Source organism: Methylocaldum sp. GT1TLB, assembly GCF_051027445.1.
Taxonomy (GTDB): Bacteria; Pseudomonadota; Gammaproteobacteria; order Methylococcales; family Methylococcaceae; genus Methylocaldum.
Genome location: NZ_CP194898.1, coordinates 3,511,829 through 3,528,750, shown reverse-complemented (window position 1 = coordinate 3,528,750; position 16,922 = coordinate 3,511,829). Strand labels below are relative to the sequence as shown.

At 59.0% G+C, this 16,922-nt stretch carries 12 protein-coding genes and 1 riboswitch; of the genes, 9 read left to right on the top strand and 3 right to left on the bottom strand.

The window, feature by feature from the left end; all coding sequences use genetic code 11:
* The first annotated feature begins 389 nt into the window (after positions 1–389).
* The gene (locus ACR2R1_RS15405; RefSeq protein ID WP_077730957.1) at positions 390–2,078 is read left to right on the top strand and encodes an ABC1 kinase family protein; all 1,689 of its coding nucleotides are present in this window, start codon (positions 390–392) and stop codon (positions 2,076–2,078) included.
* A gap of 112 nt (positions 2,079–2,190) precedes the next feature.
* Here ACR2R1_RS15405 and ACR2R1_RS15400 read toward each other — a convergent pair whose 3' ends face one another.
* Positions 2,191–2,589 (bottom strand): hypothetical protein, encoded by a 399-nt coding sequence (locus ACR2R1_RS15400; RefSeq protein ID WP_434110805.1) that lies wholly within the window; start codon positions 2,587–2,589, stop codon positions 2,191–2,193.
* Between the two features lie 218 nt (positions 2,590–2,807).
* A complete protein-coding gene (gene thiC, locus ACR2R1_RS15395; protein ID WP_156879875.1) occupies positions 2,808–4,682 on the bottom strand; it encodes a phosphomethylpyrimidine synthase ThiC in 1,875 nt (624 codons plus the stop codon).
* 57 nt (positions 4,683–4,739) lie between these two features.
* Positions 4,740–4,888: riboswitch (TPP riboswitch) on the bottom strand.
* A gap of 149 nt (positions 4,889–5,037) precedes the next feature.
* Between thiC and ACR2R1_RS15390 the strand changes: the two genes are divergently transcribed.
* Positions 5,038–5,217 carry a hypothetical protein gene (locus ACR2R1_RS15390; protein ID WP_133716295.1) on the top strand — a complete coding sequence of 60 codons (180 nt, stop codon included), beginning with the start codon at positions 5,038–5,040 and terminating at the stop codon, positions 5,215–5,217.
* 27 nt (positions 5,218–5,244) lie between these two features.
* Here the strand turns inward: ACR2R1_RS15390 and ACR2R1_RS15385 are convergent, their stop codons facing one another.
* Positions 5,245–5,670: a hypothetical protein gene (locus ACR2R1_RS15385; RefSeq protein ID WP_077730961.1), complete on the bottom strand. Its 426-nt coding sequence runs from the start codon at positions 5,668–5,670 to the stop codon at positions 5,245–5,247.
* Between the two features lie 529 nt (positions 5,671–6,199).
* Here ACR2R1_RS15385 and ACR2R1_RS15380 point away from each other — a divergent pair.
* From ACR2R1_RS15380 to nhaD, 7 genes are all read left to right on the top strand, one after another.
* On the top strand, positions 6,200–8,446 hold the full coding sequence (locus ACR2R1_RS15380) for a CHASE2 domain-containing protein (RefSeq protein WP_434110802.1): 2,247 nt from the start codon (positions 6,200–6,202) through the stop codon (positions 8,444–8,446).
* A gap of 435 nt (positions 8,447–8,881) precedes the next feature.
* Positions 8,882–12,229: a tetratricopeptide repeat protein gene (locus ACR2R1_RS15375; protein ID WP_086133014.1), complete on the top strand. Its 3,348-nt coding sequence runs from the start codon at positions 8,882–8,884 to the stop codon at positions 12,227–12,229.
* Between the two features lie 273 nt (positions 12,230–12,502).
* Complete coding sequence (locus tag ACR2R1_RS15370; RefSeq protein ID WP_086133015.1) at positions 12,503–12,733, top strand: hypothetical protein; 231 nt, start codon at positions 12,503–12,505, stop codon at positions 12,731–12,733.
* 33 nt (positions 12,734–12,766) lie between these two features.
* On the top strand, positions 12,767–13,393 hold the full coding sequence (locus ACR2R1_RS15365; RefSeq protein ID WP_434110799.1) for a hypothetical protein: 627 nt from the start codon (positions 12,767–12,769) through the stop codon (positions 13,391–13,393).
* Positions 13,394–13,879: 486 nt separating this feature from the next.
* Positions 13,880–14,131 (top strand): hypothetical protein, encoded by a 252-nt coding sequence (locus ACR2R1_RS15360; RefSeq protein ID WP_077730966.1) that lies wholly within the window; start codon positions 13,880–13,882, stop codon positions 14,129–14,131.
* Positions 14,132–14,384: 253 nt separating this feature from the next.
* Positions 14,385–15,050 carry a Crp/Fnr family transcriptional regulator gene (locus ACR2R1_RS15355; protein WP_133716301.1) on the top strand — a complete coding sequence of 222 codons (666 nt, stop codon included), beginning with the start codon at positions 14,385–14,387 and terminating at the stop codon, positions 15,048–15,050.
* A 413-nt stretch (positions 15,051–15,463) separates the two neighbouring features.
* Positions 15,464–16,903, top strand: a complete 1,440-nt coding sequence (gene nhaD, locus ACR2R1_RS15350) for a sodium:proton antiporter NhaD (protein WP_434110797.1) — start codon at positions 15,464–15,466, stop codon at positions 16,901–16,903.
* The last annotated feature ends 19 nt before the right edge of the window (positions 16,904–16,922 follow it).

Genomic DNA, 16,922 nt, shown 5'->3' with positions numbered 1-16,922 from the left:
CCCTTGGCAACCGATCTAAGGGTTCGGCGAGCGAATCGGCGTCCGCAGCGGGATGGGCATCTCTGGCGCTCCCAGAGATGCCGTTTGCGATTGGAAGGGGCGCTTCGGTGCTCCAATCGCAAACGGCCTGGCCGGGAGCGCCGGCCAGCCCCTTCCCGAAGCGACCGTTTGCGATTGGAAGGGTCGTCCGGGTGCTCCCCGGATGACGTTTGCGATTGGAAGGGTCGTCCGGGTGTTCCCCGGATGACCGTTTGCGATTGGAGGGTGTAAGGAATGCGGGCTAGGATAGCGGCGTTCAGGCAGCCCGCCACACAACCGCGCTCGTCGAATTCCGTCGCGGCGATCGGCACGGATTTTGAGCGTTTCCTCCAATAGCGAATCATTCGACGATGATACTTGAAACTCTGAGTGCAATGCGTGATCTCGGGCGATTGCACGACATCGCGTCCATCCTGATCCGCTATGGTTTCGGCGACATGGTCAAGCGCCTGGGACTCGAGCGGCTGCTGGAAAAGGCCGGGCGGGCGCTCAACTGGACCCGCTTCGAGGAGCTGCTTCGCCTCGATCCGCCGCAACGCGTGCGCAAGGCCATGGAAGAGATGGGGCCGACCTTCATCAAGTTCGGCCAAATCCTTGCCACTCGCGTGGACTTGTTTCCACCGGACTGGATCACGGAATTCGAAAAACTGCATGACCGGGTGCCGCCGCTTCCTTTCGAGAAACTGCGATCGCAGATCGAGGAAGATTTGAGCGGGTCGGTCAGCGAAGTGTTTGTCGAGTTCGACGAAACGCCTTTGGCCGCCGCCTCCATCGCACAGGTCCATCGAGCCCGTCTTCCCGACGGTCAACAGGTGATCGTCAAGATTCGCCGCCCCGGTATCCGCCCGACCATCGAAGCGGATTTACGCCTGCTCGAGCGTCTGGTTGGAATCGTCGAGCACGAATTCCCCGACGTCAGTCGATTCCATCCGCAAGAAGTACTGCGGCAATTCAAGATCTCCCTGCGCAACGAGCTCGATCTGCTGACCGAGGGACGGAACACCGAGCGGGCCGCCGATAATTTCGCGGGCGACCCCACGATCGTGATCCCCAAAGTTTACTGGGAATACTGCGGCGAGCGGATCAATGTTCAGCAATATATCGAAGGGATAGCCGGACGGGATCTCAAGGCGCTCGACGCCACGGGACTCGATCGCAAGATTCTGGCTCAACGCGGCGCGGACGCCGTGCTCAAGATGGTATTGATCGACGGCTTTTTCCATGCCGACCCACACCCCGGCAACTTTATTTTTCTACCCGAAAACAGGCTGGCTTTCATCGATTTCGGCATGGTCGGCTCGCTGTCGGAATCGCGGCGGGACCAAGTGGTGGACATGCTCAATGCCATCGTGGTCCGGGATGCCGCCACGGTGGTGGACGTATTGCTGGATTGGGCAGGCGAAGCCGCGCCCAGCACCGAGCGACTGGTCGCCGAAGTGGGCATGTTCATCGATAAATATCACGGCGTCGCGCTCAAACAGCTCCGTCTGGGCGACATGCTCACAGAAATGACGAGTCTGATGCGGGACCACCAGCTTACCCTGCCGCCAGATTTGACCATGCTGTTCAAGGCGCTGATCACACTCGAGGGTACCGGACGCCAGCTCGATCCCGATTTCGACATCGTCGCGCAAGCGACTCCGCTATTGCAGCAAGCCAGCGTGCTTCGGTACCACCCGGACACACTGCTTCGAAAAGGCCGGCGCAATCTGGCCAGCCTGATGTCGGTCCTGAGTGCCCTGCCGCAAGACATCCGAAGGCTAATGAGGCTCCTCCGGAGCGGAGCCGTCAACGTTCACGTGGACCTCAGCCAGTTGGACCGTTTCGGGATGCTCATGGACCGGGCCGCCAGCCGATTAACCGTAGGCATGGTGACCGCTTCGCTCATCATCGGATCGTCCATCGTCATGACCGTCAGCGGCGGCCCCACCCTGTTCGGCCTGCCCGCCCTCGGCGTTTTGGGGTTTACCGCCGCCGGCATCGGCGGATTATGGGTGCTGATCTCGATTTGGAAAACCTCGCGCAGAGGGGAAAGATAGCCTCGAATCGGTTCTTAGCGCAGATTTTCGTCGCGCCGCCGGAGACCGCCCGCGGCGGAATCGCCGTCGCGATCCGCTCGATCCCTGCAGGCGGGTCTTCGTTCTCCGAGGCTTATTGGTGGTGTACCGGACGCGGCGCGCTGGGAGCGGTGGTCGCGGCTACATCGTTCTCGATGATGGTGCGGTCGTCGATCTTCAGAAGGGTGATGCCCTGATCCATGACGTAACGGCATTCGGCGCGTTTCGCCGAGCCGACGTTGTTCCAGATCAAGGTGACGTATTTAACGTGATCGCTGTCGGATTCGGACGGGCTGTAGGGATGAGTGCCGATTTCATTCTTTACCGCCTCGGTGCATTTGTCCAAAGCCAAACTGCTGAGCAGGTTCGATGTTTGCAGGAAGGCGCCTTGCATTTTTTCCTGCTGAGTTTCGCGCGTCGTGCCGACGATGATAAAACCGACGATCATGACGATGGCGAACCCGATTGCGCCTTTGACGACGTTCGATTCCATGATTTCCTCTCTTTTCTTATGGTTGGAAACGCAGGCGACTATAGCAAAAATCACGATACATTAGGTCACCTGCCGTCAACTCAACCGCCGCCTCGATAAAATTTTTCTGCGCGGCACGGCACTGCTATGGGGCATCAGAGAGGGGACAGCCTGCAACCGCGTATTGCGACCGCAGGCGAGCGTCACCACGATATGAGCAAGATTCCATTCGGCAACGGTCACGCCTTACGGTAAATCTCCGCCCCGCTCTTCACGAATTCCTCCGCCTTCTCCTCCATGCCCGCCGTCAAGGCCTCGTTTTCCTTGAGTCCATGGGTTTGCGCGTAATCGCGCACGTCCTGGGTAATCCGCATCGAGCAGAAGTGCGGGCCGCACATGGAGCAGAAATGGGCCAGCTTGGCGCCTTCCTGGGGCAGTGTTTCGTCGTGGAATTCCAGGGCCTTTTCCGGGTCCAGGCTGAGATTGAACTGGTCCGCCCAGCGGAATTCGAAACGCGCCTTGGACAAGGCGTTGTCGCGAACCTGAGCACCCGGATGGCCCTTGGCGAGATCGGCGGCGTGGGCGGCGATCTTGTAGGCGATGATGCCGTCGCGGACATCCTGCTTGTTGGGCAGTCCCAAGTGCTCCTTGGGCGTGACGTAGCAGAGCATGGCGGTTCCGAACCAGCCTATCATGGCGGCGCCGATGGCCGAGGTGATGTGATCGTAGCCCGGCGCGATGTCGGTGGTGAGCGGCCCCAGGGTGTAGAAGGGCGCTTCCCGGCAAAGTTCCAATTGCTTTTCAACGTTTTCCTTGATCATGTGCATGGGCACGTGGCCGGGGCCTTCGATCATGGTCTGCACGTCATGTTTCCAGGCGATTTCCGTCAGCTCGCCCAAGGTCTTGAGTTCGGCGAACTGCGCCTCGTCGTTGGCGTCGGCGATGGAACCGGGCCGGAGGCCGTCACCGAGACTGAAGCTAACGTCGTAGGCTTTCATGATCTCGCAGATTTCCTCGAAATGCGTGTAGAGGAAATTCTCCTTGTGATGGGCCAGGCACCACTTGGCCAGGATCGAGCCGCCGCGCGACACGATGCCGGTCACGCGTTTCGCGGTCAGCGGGATATACCCGAGGCGCACGCCGGCATGGATGGTGAAATAATCCACGCCCTGCTCGGCCTGCTCGATCAGGGTATCGCGGAAGATCTCCCAGGTCAGTTCCTCGGCTTTGCCGTCCACTTTTTCCAAGGCCTGATAAATGGGTACCGTACCGATCGGCACCGGCGAATTGCGGATGATCCACTCGCGGGTCTCGTGGATGTTTTTGCCGGTGGACAAATCCATCACCGTGTCCCCGCCCCAGCGGATCGACCACAGCATTTTTTCCACCTCTTCCTCGATCGAGGAGGTGACGGCCGAGTTGCCCAGGTTGCAGTTGATCTTCACCAGGAAATTGCGGCCGATGATCATCGGCTCGGATTCCGGATGATTGATATTGGCCGGGATGATGGCGCGGCCGCGGGCGACTTCGTCCCGGACGAACTCCGGGGTGATGACCTTGGGGATGGACGCGCCGTAGGATTCGCCCGGATGCTGGAGCTTGTACATCTCGCTGACCGCTTCCAGGCGCTGATTTTCGCGGATGGCGATGAATTCCATTTCCGGCGTGACGATGCCTTTCCTCGCGTAATGCATCTGAGTCACGTTAGCCCCGGTTTTGGCCCGGCGCGGCCGGCGGATATGCTCGAAGCGGAAATGGGCGAGAGAGGGGTCGGCCTGGCGCTTCCGTCCATACTCGGAACTCGGCCCGGAAAGCTCCTCGGTATCGCCGCGCTCCCCGATCCAGGCTTCGCGCAAAGGCGGCAAGCCCAGACGCAGATTAATACTTACTTGCGGATCGGTATAAGGCCCGGAGGTGTCATAGACATAAATCGGCGGGTTCTTTTCGGCGCCGAAACTGGCCGGAGTGTCGGATTGAACGACCTGGCGCATGGGCACGCGGACATCGGGACGGCTGCCCTGGACATAAATCTTTTCTGAAGCGGCGAACGGCCGTATGGAAGCTCGTTTGGCGGTTACTGCTTCATGCAGGAATTCTTCGGGAAATGCGCTCATCGCTTTCTCCTGGTTCAAAAACGGAAAAAGGGGGCGCAGGCAAGACGGGTCCATCGCCAGGCTCAGGACAGGCTTTCCTACGCCGGTGTTAACCGGATCAGGTTCGAAGGGTGTTTCTCAGCCCTGCGGGACACGGTCGTCGGTGAGCCGGTTCGCAAATGATCGACCACGCCGAGAACGGCAGCAGGGCACCCCCAGCCTTACGGATATGGGGCTAAGCTAAAGCATGAAAGGGGATTTGGCAAGGCAGGGGGCCGCCGAGTGCGAGGCGATCGGAGCGTTTCGATTCTTCCGCCCATCGAGCGGATTTATCTGCCGAAATGAATGGCGTACGCAGATTGCCAAGGAGGTACCGATGGAAACGGTAATCAAAAATGTCATTCGCATGTTTAACGGATATGGCTATGCCGTTGCGGGCGTCGTGATCGGCTTTTTCGACGATCCCGCCCAGGCACAGGCATGTGCCTTTCAGATCATTAATCTGACCCATTACGAAGTCGACGTTTTCGGAAGTCAACTGATCATGGTGCTTTGAGCGTGGAGACAGGGTGCTACGCAGCCCCTACCAGCTCTGAATGGCGGCTTGCGACCGTCTCGGCCGTCCGAGCGCAAACTGTCGGTATATGAACCAGAATCGCCACACGGATTCCGGAATTTCCGGCAGAGTGTGATGCCGCAGTCCGGGATCGAATAGCGCTCGCGGCTCGAACGCATCGTACGACCGCAGATCGTCAGCCGTGAGCCGGCCGGTGCGAAACGTGTCGGGAGATACCGGGGCAATGAGCAAGCGCCCATGTTTGAGCTCCGGTTCCGTCAGCGCCAGCAGCAGTTTCCCATTGACCGCATCGGCACCCTCGATCAGACGCCCCTCCGCATCGCACCAATACCCGCCGGTCTCGAGGGGAATATCGGTGGAACCTTCGAAACGCAAGCGAAACGTATAAATCTCCAGGTCCGACGCCCTTTCATTATGCGGATTTGTCTTCATCGGCCGGGCCCCTCCAACGTTTCGTAGATGCCTTAGGCTAGGACGAAGCAAACGATAATTCCGTGACGTATTTCCCAATTTCACTCCGTATAATGTAGCCGGCTCCAGGAACTAGCCCGCATTTCTCACACCTTTTCGTAGCGAGGGCGTCGAGGCGCCGCTGTGGCGCGCCGCACGGACTGAGCGACGGCGAAGGCGTAGCTGACACTACGTCGAGATCGCGAACGATGCCCGTCCTGAGCTTAGTCGAAGGGCGGTTCGTTCCTCACCGCATCCTACTGCCTCTGTTTGCGATTGGAAGGGTCATTCGGGTGCTCCCCGGATGACCGTTTGCGATTGGAGGGTGTGAGAAATGCGGGCTAGTGCCGGCGGGACCGTGGACTGTTCTGGACAGTTCCCCCCAACCGGCGAATTCTGCGGCGAAGGATTCTTGCGATCAGGACGGATTCCTTTCAGGATTTGTTGTAGTGACATCAGCCAATAACCGTTCCCATCGTCAAAGTGCGAACCACGGGACTCGAAACACCTTATGAGCATTCGTATCCGCCTGGTGCTTGAGGGCCTTCGGCGCGTCCGAGCGCCGCTTCTGATCGCGCTCAGCGGTTTAATGCTCGGCGTCGTACCCGCACTGACACAACTCGAACAGGAATTCGATCTCGGCCTGCTTTACCGTCTGAGAGGTGCAGAAAAACCTCCCGAGGATATCGTGATCGTCGGCATTGATCACGAGTCCGCGTTGCGCCTGCAGACGCCGAACGATCCGCAGTCATGGCCTCGTCGGCTCAATGCGCAGGTCATTCGGAACATTCAAGCATCCGATGCCGAACTGCTCGCGTTCAATGTGTTTTTTTTCAGTCCGGCGTCCGATCCGGACGACGACCGGGACATGGCCGACGCCATGCGCCGGATGGGGCGCGTCGTACTGACCGATTACGTCAAGCCGCGCCAGGTTTCCGAGGGCGTATACCTGGAATCGGTGGTACATTCCACGGACCAATTGGCCGATGCGGCTCTGGCGACCGCGCCGTTTCTGCTGCCGAGGGAGGACAATGGGATAAACCGCTTTCTCACCTTCTTCGGAGAAGAAGGTCAGGCGACCTTGCCCACCCGGCTGTTGTTGGCCCATGCCTTGCTTAAGGCCCGTGACGATTTGTTACGCGTTTTCGGGGACGCTGCACCGGGCGCCGCAGACTTCCTCAAAAATCAGCCGACCGAGCGGGAGCAATTCGATACCTTGCAGAGGGAACTCACCGCACTGCTCCAATCGCGGTCCGATCTGCTTCCAATTCTCGAAAAGACCCTACAGCAAAGACTCATACCGGAAAAAACGCGCCTGATGCTGCGCGCCCTGTTCCGTGTTCATGAAAACGGGCGGTCGCGTTATTTCAATCACTACGGACCCACTCGCACCTTTCCGACCATTCCCTATTACAAACTTGCCGAGTCGTCATCCGAAGAACTCTTGAAGTCGCTCGGGGGCAAGATCGTCCTGATCGGGTATCTCGAGGATTTTCAACCCGAATATACCGAAGGTTTGTTCAATTCACCGTACTCCACGGTCAGTTCGGTGGAGCTGGCGGCGACGGCGCTGGCCAACCTGCTCGAAGACAAATCGGTGCTGCCGGCGCTTACACCGCTGAAGGAACTCATTTGGCTATTCCTTTGGGGACTTGCGCTCGGTTCATGCGCTCAACTGCTCTCGATTCAAAGGGCTATGGTCTTTATCGCGGCGCTGAGCGGCGGGTATTTGTTGACGGCATGGGCGCTATTCCGCGCCGACGGCTTGTGGCTGCCCCTGTTCATCCCGCTGATTTGGCAGGCACCGGCAGCCGTAATGAGCAGTGTGCTCATTAGCCATCTGCGGCGGGTTCGGCGCGAGGAAAAAATGCAGTCGGTGATCGAGCGCTTCATTCCGGTCGACGTGTTCAGCCAGCTCACCCGCGATGAGGACATAAAGGCATTGCCGTCGTACGGGCGTTTGACCCACGGCATCTGCCTCGCCACCGACGCGGGGCGCTACTCATCCTTGGCCGAGACCATGGAGCCGATGGCTCTCGCCGATCTTATGAACGATTATTACCGGGTCATCTTTCAGCCCGTGGCGCGGCACGGGGGTTGGATCTCCGACGTAATCGGGGATGCCATGCTGGCGATTTGGATCACCGAGGGAGACGATTCGGAAACGAGGCGCAACGTGCTGCAGGCCGCCTTGGAAATCCAGCAAGCGGTCCGCCGGTTCGAACAAACTCATGGGCTCGATTTTCCGGTGCGGATCGGGATTCACTGCGGCGAGCTCCGCATCGGTTATATCGGCACCGACAGCCGCGGCGAAATCCGGGCGGTCGGCGATACGGTCAACATCGCCGCGCGACTGGAAGCCTTGAACAAGATACTCGGCACCGAAATCCTGGTGTCGGAAGCGGTGCTGGCGGACATTGCCGAGATCCGGGCCAGACACTTGGGGCAATTTCTCCTGGCCGGAAAAACCAGGCCGGTATCCGTAGCGCAGTTGATTTCTCCCTCGGAACCGGAAATGTCCCGCTGGCAAGAACTCAATGCCCGGTTTCAGATTGCCCTGGGGCATTTCGAGGCAGAACGGTGGCCCGAAGCCTATGCCGCTTTCAATCAGCTTGTCCTACAATTACCCGATGACGGACCGGCCCGGTTTTATCTTAAGACATGCGAGACGCGTCTCGGGGGAGCGCATGCGGCCGGCGGCCAGCCGCTCGGCATTCGCATCGAAAAATCGGACTCGGCCCGTCCGTTGACCAAATGACGCGGTAGCGACGCAATGGGTTTTTAATTCACCAGGCAGGCACCGGCGTTTAGACGTAGGTCGGCAATCCCTTGCCGACGAACCCGTGGGCCGAGCCCTTGCGTCGGGAAGGGCGTCTCCGGCGCTCCCGGAGACGCCGTTTGCGATTGGAAGGGTCGCGACTAAAGCGACCGTTTGCGATTGGAAAGGATTCCCGACCTACAAAGCGGCACGATCGTAGGTCGGCAATCCTTTGCCGACAAGTCGCCGTTTACGATTGGAATGCGGGCATCCAGAGCACAAGGATGTGATTCAAGGCCAATGTCATCCCTGGCTTCTGGATTCATGCCGGAATGACGAGGTCGGGCTTAATTAACGGCATTGGAGCTTACCTGGGGGACCGGAGCACATGCGTAAGTCCATTAACAATAACTCAATAATACTTTTCGCAGCTCGATGCACATATCTGCCAAATTGTTCCTGACGATCGCTGCCGCACTCGTCGCAAGCAATCCCGGTATCGCCGCCACATGCGAACAATGGGCCGCCCGCCTGGTATCGGCGCAGGGCCAGGTCGAGATCCAGTCCTCGGGAAAGCCGTCATGGGCGCCGGTGGAGGCCGAACAGGTCTTCTGTCCCGGCGACAAAATCCGAACCATGATTCGCAGCCGCGCATCGCTGCTACTGCCGAATCAAACTTATATTTCGCTTGATCAGGACACCACCGTGGTGTTTTCCAAGGTGAAGGCGGAAGAGCCGTCCTGGCTCGAGCTGCTTACCGGCGCCTTGTATGCCCGCAGCCGAACGCCCAAGCCCCTCGATATCCGGACCCCATTCATCAACGCCGCCATCAAAGGCACCGAGTTCCTCATCAAGGCAGGACCGCAGGGCGGCCAGGTCACGGTATTCGAAGGAGAGGTGGAAACCTCGAACGCCGAAGGACGAGTCGTGCTCAAGGACGGCCAGACCGCCGTCGCTGCACGCGACGAGGCGCCGCGCCTGGCATTGGAGATGCGTCCGGAAGACGGCGTCCAGTGGGCGCTTTATTTCCCGCCGCTGGTGGATTACGCCGCCCTGCAGGCTCGAGTCCGCGATCCGGCCATCGCCGAGGGCATCCGCCTTTATGCCGACGGCGACATCGCCGGAGCCCTGGCCGCGCTGGACCGCGTGCCGGAAGCCAGCCGCGACGCCGATTTCGCCGCCCTGTACGCCGGTCTGCTGCTGAGCGTGGGGCGGGTGGACGAAGCGGAACCGCTGCTGGCCGTGTATATGGGCGAGAAAACGCCCGCGCCCATCGACGCCTTGCGCTCGGTCATCGCCCTGGCCCGCAACCAGAAATCCGAAGCGCTCCGATTGGCAAATGCCGCGGTTCAAACCGATCCCGCTTCGGCTCCGGGCTGGATGGCGCAATCCTATGCGCGCCAGGCCGATTTCGATCTCGAAGGCGCGCTCGAAAGCATCGACCGCGCGGCGCGCCTCGACAGCAACGACGCCTTGGTCCAAGCGCGCCGGGCCGAACTGCTGGCCGGTCTCGGCCGCTGGTCGGATGCGAGGAAAGCGGCCGAAAACGCGGTCCGGATCAACCCGCGCAATCCCCGCGCCCATGTCGTCTTAGGCTTCGTCGAGCTCATGGACGGGGACACGTCCGAGGCGCTGGCGAGCTTCCGCAAGGGAGCCGAGCTGGATTCGGCCGATCCCCTGGCCCGCTTCGGCTCGGGGCTTGCTTTGGTCCGGCGGGGCGAGCTGAAAGAGGGCACGGCGGCCATCGAAACCGCCGCCAGCCTCGACCCCAGCGACGCCCTGATCCGCAGCTATCTCGGCAAGGCGTATTACGAGCAAAAGCGCAACGCGGTCGCCGAAAAGCAGTTCGATCTCGCCAAGACCTTCGATCCCAAGGACCCCACGCCCTGGTTCTACGAGGCCATCAAGAAGCAGACCGAAAACCGGCCGGTGGAAGCGTTCAAGGATCTGCAACGGGCGATCGAGTTGAACGACAACCGCGCGGTCTATCGCTCCAAACTCGCCCTGGACGACGATCTGGCCGCCCGCAGCGCCGCCCTGGGTCGTATCTATACCGATCTCGGCTTCGGCCAGCGGGCCGTGGTGGAAGGCTGGCGCTCGCTCGGCATCGAGCCGGGCAATTATTCGGCGCACCGGCTCCTGGCCGACACCTACTCCTCGCTGCCGCGGCACGAAATCGCCCGCGCCAGCGAAGTGCTGCAATCCCAGTTGCTGCAACCGATCAACACCACGCCGATACAACCCCATTTGGCCGAGGCGCGGCTGCTGATTCCGGACGGGGCGGGACCTTCGCGGCTCTCGTTCAACGAGTTCAATCCCATGTTCACCCGCGACCGCTTCAGCTTCCAGGCCTCCGGCATCGCCGGCAGCAATGACACCTTCGGGGAAGAGCTGGTCCATGCCGGGCTGTGGGATAACTTCTCCTACAGCCTCGGCCAGTTCCATTACGAAACCAACGGCTTCCGCAAGAACAACGACCTGCGCCAGGACATCTACAACGTCTTCGCCCAGGGCATGATCAGTCCCGGCCTCAGCCTCCAGGCCGAATACCGTCATCGGCATCTGGAGCACGGCGATTTATTTTTCAACGGCGACCTGGAGGCTTTCGACGACACCTTCAAGCGCGAGCTGACCACCGACACCGTGCGGACCGGCCTACGTTATTCGCCCACAGCGAACTCCGACCTGATTTTTTCGGCCATGTATCTGGACACGTTGCGGAACCACGCCCAGCAGATTCCTTTCGGGCTCCCGGTAGATTTTTCGATAACTGCAAGTCAGCGCGGCTTCATGGGCGAAGCCCAATATATCTACCGGCGCGATCCCTTCGATCTGATCCTGGGCGGCGGCAGCCGAGATATTTCCGCCGACGTGTCCAATGACTTCAGCTTTTTCGCACAGCGGATTGCCTACGACATCCGGCACAGCAACGCGTATCTCTATTCCCATATCCGGTTTCCGAGCGCCATGACCTGGACGCTGGGGGTCAGCTACGACTCGTCCCGAAATCAATGGGTCGGCGATTTCGACCAGGTCAACCCGAAACTTGGGCTGATGTGGGAACTCACGCCCGACACCACCCTGCGTCTTGCCGCATTCCGTACATTCGACCGCGGCATCGAGGAAGACGTGACCATCGAGCCGACCCAAATCGCCGGGTTCAACCAGTTCTTCGACGGGCTGCCCGGTACGGATGCCCGGCGTTACGGAGTCGGCCTGGACCACAAGTTTTCGTCCCATCTTATGGCCGGCCTGGAAGCCTCGTTACGCGACGTCATCGTCCCTTTGCCGCTGGGTATCTCGTTGGATGCGCCGACCTTTATCTCGAAACGGGAAGAAATGCTGTACCGCGCCTACGGCTACTGGGCGATCAGCGATGATTTCGCCGCCAGCCTGGAGTATCAGTTCGATATATTCACAGATGCGACTCACCATGAAACGATCTACCAGAACCATATCGTTCCGCTCAGTCTGAGCTATTTCCATACCTCGGGCCTGTCGAGCTCCGTCACGGTCACCTATGTCAATCAGGAAGCCTTCGAGGGCAAGGACGAGTCCTTTAAGGGCCATGACGACAACCAATTCGCGTTGCTCGATTTTTCCCTAAGATATCGTTTACCTTATCGCTACGGTACGGCAGGATTCGTCGTCAAGAACCTGCTGGATCAAAGATTCGATTTCCTGGGGCAGAACGCCTTCGGGGGACGAACGGGGCGCCTGGAGGAAACGCCTCTGTTTATTCCGGAAAGGACGATGTTTTTTCAACTCACGCTGGCATTCTGAGGACGCCATGGCGATATCCCGGAATGCACGCCAAACTGGGAGGGACGTATGAGTAATCAGGCACCAGAACAACAAAAAGGCAACGCGGCTTGGGAACTGGCTAAGCGGTACAAAACGCCGCTCATAGCAGGCGGCGCCGGCGGCGGCGGGCTGCTCTATGCTGCGTCGCAATGCAGTTTCCTTTGCCCGACTGGATGGTGGTGGTCTATCGGAGCCTTTAGTTGCATACCCTGCTGAACTAACCGGGAGGGTGCGCTACGCGCACCCTCCATCTTGCCGCCGAATCCGCCCGCCGATATCGGCTCCAACATCCGCCACCTGTCGGCCATGTCATCCACATCCTACAAAAAAATCAGCCGAGGACTACAAGCCTTTTTGCCTCAGTTGCATGAAGATACACCGGGTTACATCCCGCCGAATCGCGCGACCACCAGCCGCCGGCAAGCCTTCACCAATCAGTCCGATAACAACACGCAGAAAGGATTCACTCTCAAGGTTTTTTGAACACTTCATACCAACTGATTTGGGAGAACTTGAATGTTGTGGAATCGACATCATCAGGCATTGTTAGGTTTGTTCGTGATTTCGATAGCGATAGCGATCGCACCTGCCGCGCAGGCGGCGGACGGCACGTGCGGCATCGATAGCTTGAAAGGCCGCTACGGCTTTCAGGCGTCCGGCCGAGTGGAAGGGCCGACCAAAACGAAGTCCGGGCTCGATTTTTCCGATAAGCAGACGGTTCATTTTGCCCAGATGGGCACCATCGATGCGGACGGCGAAGGCCATGCCCTCATCACAATGACATCGACCAGCGATAGACCCAAAGGCAGCGCCGTTTATACCGTCAACCCCGATTGCACCGGCACCATCCGCTACTTGCTGGGCGATCCCGAGGCCGACGCGGCCGAGAACGGTCCAGGCTATGCCTTCGTCCTCAAACCCGACAAAACCTTCAGCTTCATCAGCACTATCACCAACATGGTCTTGACCGGCTCCGCCTGGCAAATCACCGATGCCACCAACGAACCGGTCCCGGACGGAACGGCAAACGCAACGGGCGGCGCCGGCGGCGGGGGGCTGCTCTATGCGGCAGCGCAATGCAGTCTTATTTGTCCGGCCGGGTATTGGTTTTATTGGGGATCCGGAACTTGCATACCGTGCTGAACTGACCGGGAGGGTGCGCGTGGCGCACCCTCCGTCTTGCCGCCGAATCCGCCCGCCGCTCCCCGCACCGCACACCCCGGCTTTCCCGCCCACTCTCCAAACTCCCCCGATTTCGTAGGTCGGGAATCCTTTCCCGACGTAACGGGTCCGCCCGCAGCCTTGTCGGCAAGGGATTGCCGATCTACGACCGAGCTACCCGGTAGGTCGGGAATCCCTTCGCGACATTACCCCACTCGGCCTGCCGACCTACGACTACTGTCTAAGCCGGAACGCTTCGCCCCCTAGACCTCCGAGCGCACTGCACCAAAAAGGGGAATATTTCACAGAATTCCGTTCTCCGGGCGCGTAAGTTGAGTCTAGTTCCCGCAAGAACATCGGCTCATTCCGAAGGGACGATATGCGCGGTTCCGTTCCGCGTCTTCGGACGAGCATTTTGAAAATGTCCGACACGATCAGCCTGGGCGATCAACTCAAACGAATAGGCTTATGACATACATGGTTCAAAGAGGCTTTCCCGGACGCCCTACCAGGCTTCTCTATATCGGCGTGTCGGTGATAACGACGATCTTTGCCTTCATATTGGCCCTGGTGCTGTTCGTCTTTCTGCCGCGGGATGGCTTCGAAACCTCGGCGCGTGCGAAAGAACGTTCATCCTCCGGAGTAGTCGTGAACGCCACCGGTATCGATAATCCGGCGAAAGCCGCACTCCCCGAAAAACCGGAATCGGAAAATGAATGAATTCGCTAAGAGCCTATCCCGGTAGGCGGAGCTAAACGTACAGGCAGTCCAACCGTCCTCCGCCTTAGATAATCCGATTACGCCTCCGAGGCGACTCTTCGGGACCGAAATTCAGCGCCGGTCCCCTTTTTTTGAGGCCAATGGATCGAATATAAACTAACATTTAGATCTATCGCCCGTCGCACCGTACCTCGAAACTCGAAAAACGACGGGAGAGATCGAGTGTTTTCGTTTTCTTCAGTTGAACGCGATTGTGTCGAAAGAAACGCTTCAGGGGTTAAAAAGCGTCCCCTATTTTTCCGAAGTGCCCGACACCGCTCTGGCGGAACTGGCTTCCTGCGCGGCCATAAAAAGCTATCCCAAGAATTCGATTATCATTCGCGAGGGCGAAGAAGGCGGAGCGCTGTTCATTATTTTGTCCGGCAAGGTGCAGGCTTATCTGAGCAGCGCAAACGGGCGCATGGTGATTCTTTCGACTCAGGGTGCGGGCTCGTTTTTCGGGGAGCTGTCCTTGCTGGACGGCGAACCCCGTTCGGCTTCGATAGCCGCCCTGGAGCCAACAGTGTGCAGCCTGATTCCGCGGCTCGCATTGAAGACTTGGCTGAAAAGCCATCCGGACGCCGCATCCAGCATTATCCGGAGCCTCACTCAGCGGATCCGCAGTTTGACCGAGAACGTTCGAGGGCTCGCGCTGTCGGATGTGTACGGGCGATTGGTTAAAACCCTTTACGACATGGCCGTCGAGAACGAAAACGAATGGATCATCCGGGAAAAGCCGACCCATCAGGATCTGGCCAACATCATCGGCTGCTCGCGGGAGATGGTCAGCCGGATCATGAAAGATTTGGAACGCGGCGGCTATCTTTCCGTAGAACGCAAATTCATTCTCATCCGGCGCAAGTTGCCGGCATCCTGGTAACGGAATCGGCGGCCTTCGGCGGTTATGTCGGCAAAGGATTGCCGACCTACGAACCGGTGTCGCGAGTAGGTCGGGAATCCTTTCCCGACGGAGCTGTCTTCAATCGTGACCCTTCCAATCGCAAACGGTGTCTCCGGGAGCACCGGAGCCGCCCTTCCAATCGCAAACGGTTGCTTTAGCCGCAACCCTTCCAATCGCAAACGGGCCTTTAATCGGCCCCTTCCCTGCCGGAATGTTGGCCCGAGGTTTTGTGTAGATATCCCGGCTCCGGGGAGCCGGGGCATAAAACACATGCTCGGACTCGGAAGCGGCAAATGCTACCATTCTCTACTGAAACACTAAGAATTGTTTGACGCCGCGCTGTTGGCCAGACGCGGCGTGGTTTTTCGCACCGGAAGAAAAAAGGTTCTCGAATGGTTTTGAAGCAGAAGATTTTACTGGCGTTTTTTTTGGCGATCTTTCCGCTCGCTGCCCTGGCCATCCCGGCTGAAGGTCAAGCTTTGGATCTGACCGGGCATTTAGTCGGCTATCTGGCTATCGCCGCGTTCGTGCTGGCTTATATCTTCGTCGTCTTGGAAGAAGTCACGGAACTCAAAAAATCCAAACCCATGATGCTGGCGGCGGCGATCATCTGGGCCGCGATCGCCGTCGTCTACAACCTGCAAGGCCAGCCGCAGCTCGCCGAAGACGCGGTGCGGACCTTGGTGCTGGATTACGGCGAACTGCTCCTGTTCCTGATCGTGTCGATCACGTACGTCAATGCGCTCGAGGAACGGCAAGTATTCGAGGCTGTCAGGGCCTGGCTGGTCAGCAAGGGTCTCGGTTATCGCTCATTGTTTTGGATCACCGGGATTCTGGCCTTTTTCATCTCCTCCATCTCCAACAATATGACCACGGCGATGTTGATGACCGCCGTCGTAATGGCCGTCGGCAAGGATAACCCGCGCTTCGTCGCGCTGTCCTGCGTCAACACCGTGGTCGCCGTGAATGCCGGCGGCGCATTCTGCCCTTTCGGCGACATCACGACGCTGATGGTTTGGCAACAGCATAAAGTCACTTTCTGGGGCTTTTTCGTTCTGTTCGTTCCGGCGGTCATCAATTTCGTACTGCCCGCCGCCATCATGCATTTCGCGATACCGGACGCGCGCCCGGCCGAAATCAAGGATGTCACCAAAATGAAGCGGGGCGCCAAACGGATCGTCGCCTTGTTCCTGCTCACCATCGCGACCGCCGTCGTGTTCTCCAATATCCTGCATTTGCCCGCCGCGGTGGGAATGATGGCAGGTTTGACGTATATCCAGTTCTTCGGCTATTACCTGCACATCACCCATCGAGAAGAACCCGAGGTGCCGACCGAGCTATTGGAAAGGCACGAGGAGGAAGAAGAGGCAGAAGCCCTACCTGGCGAAGAGCGGTTCGATATCTTCCAGAAATTGGCACAGCTGGAGTGGGACACGCTGCTTTTTTTCTACGGCGTGGTGCTGTGCGTGGGCGGACTCGATTTTCTGGGCTATTTGGGGCACGTCTCGCAGTATCTCTACGGCGAATTGGGAGCGACTCCGGCGAACATTCTGGTAGGCATCGCCTCGGCCTTCGTCGACAACATCCCGGTCATGTTCGCGATCTTGTCGATGAACCCGGATCTCTCTATGGGACAATGGCTTTTGGTAACCCTGACCGCCGGAGTCGGCGGCAGCTTGCTGTCGGTCGGCTCGGCGGCGGGCGTCGCGCTCATGGGGCAGACGCGAGGCGCCTACACGTTTTTGAGTCATTTGAAGTGGATGCCGGCGATCGCGCTCGGCTATGCGGGCAGCATCGTCGCCCACTTCTGGCTCAATGCCGCGCTGTTCTGAATGGCGTTAAGCCTACTAG

Coding starts and splice junctions, on each gene's coding strand:
- ACR2R1_RS15405 (WP_077730957.1), top strand. CDS start 390: ATGATACTTGAAACTCTGAGTGCAATGCGTGATCTCGGGCGATTGCAC.
- ACR2R1_RS15400 (WP_434110805.1), bottom strand. CDS start 2,589: ATGGAATCGAACGTCGTCAAAGGCGCAATCGGGTTCGCCATCGTCATG.
- thiC (WP_156879875.1), bottom strand. CDS start 4,682: ATGAGCGCATTTCCCGAAGAATTCCTGCATGAAGCAGTAACCGCCAAA.
- ACR2R1_RS15390 (WP_133716295.1), top strand. CDS start 5,038: ATGGAAACGGTAATCAAAAATGTCATTCGCATGTTTAACGGATATGGC.
- ACR2R1_RS15385 (WP_077730961.1), bottom strand. CDS start 5,670: ATGAAGACAAATCCGCATAATGAAAGGGCGTCGGACCTGGAGATTTAT.
- ACR2R1_RS15380 (WP_434110802.1), top strand. CDS start 6,200: ATGAGCATTCGTATCCGCCTGGTGCTTGAGGGCCTTCGGCGCGTCCGA.
- ACR2R1_RS15375 (WP_086133014.1), top strand. CDS start 8,882: ATGCACATATCTGCCAAATTGTTCCTGACGATCGCTGCCGCACTCGTC.
- ACR2R1_RS15365 (WP_434110799.1), top strand. CDS start 12,767: ATGTTGTGGAATCGACATCATCAGGCATTGTTAGGTTTGTTCGTGATT.
- ACR2R1_RS15360 (WP_077730966.1), top strand. CDS start 13,880: ATGACATACATGGTTCAAAGAGGCTTTCCCGGACGCCCTACCAGGCTT.
- nhaD (WP_434110797.1), top strand. CDS start 15,464: ATGGTTTTGAAGCAGAAGATTTTACTGGCGTTTTTTTTGGCGATCTTT.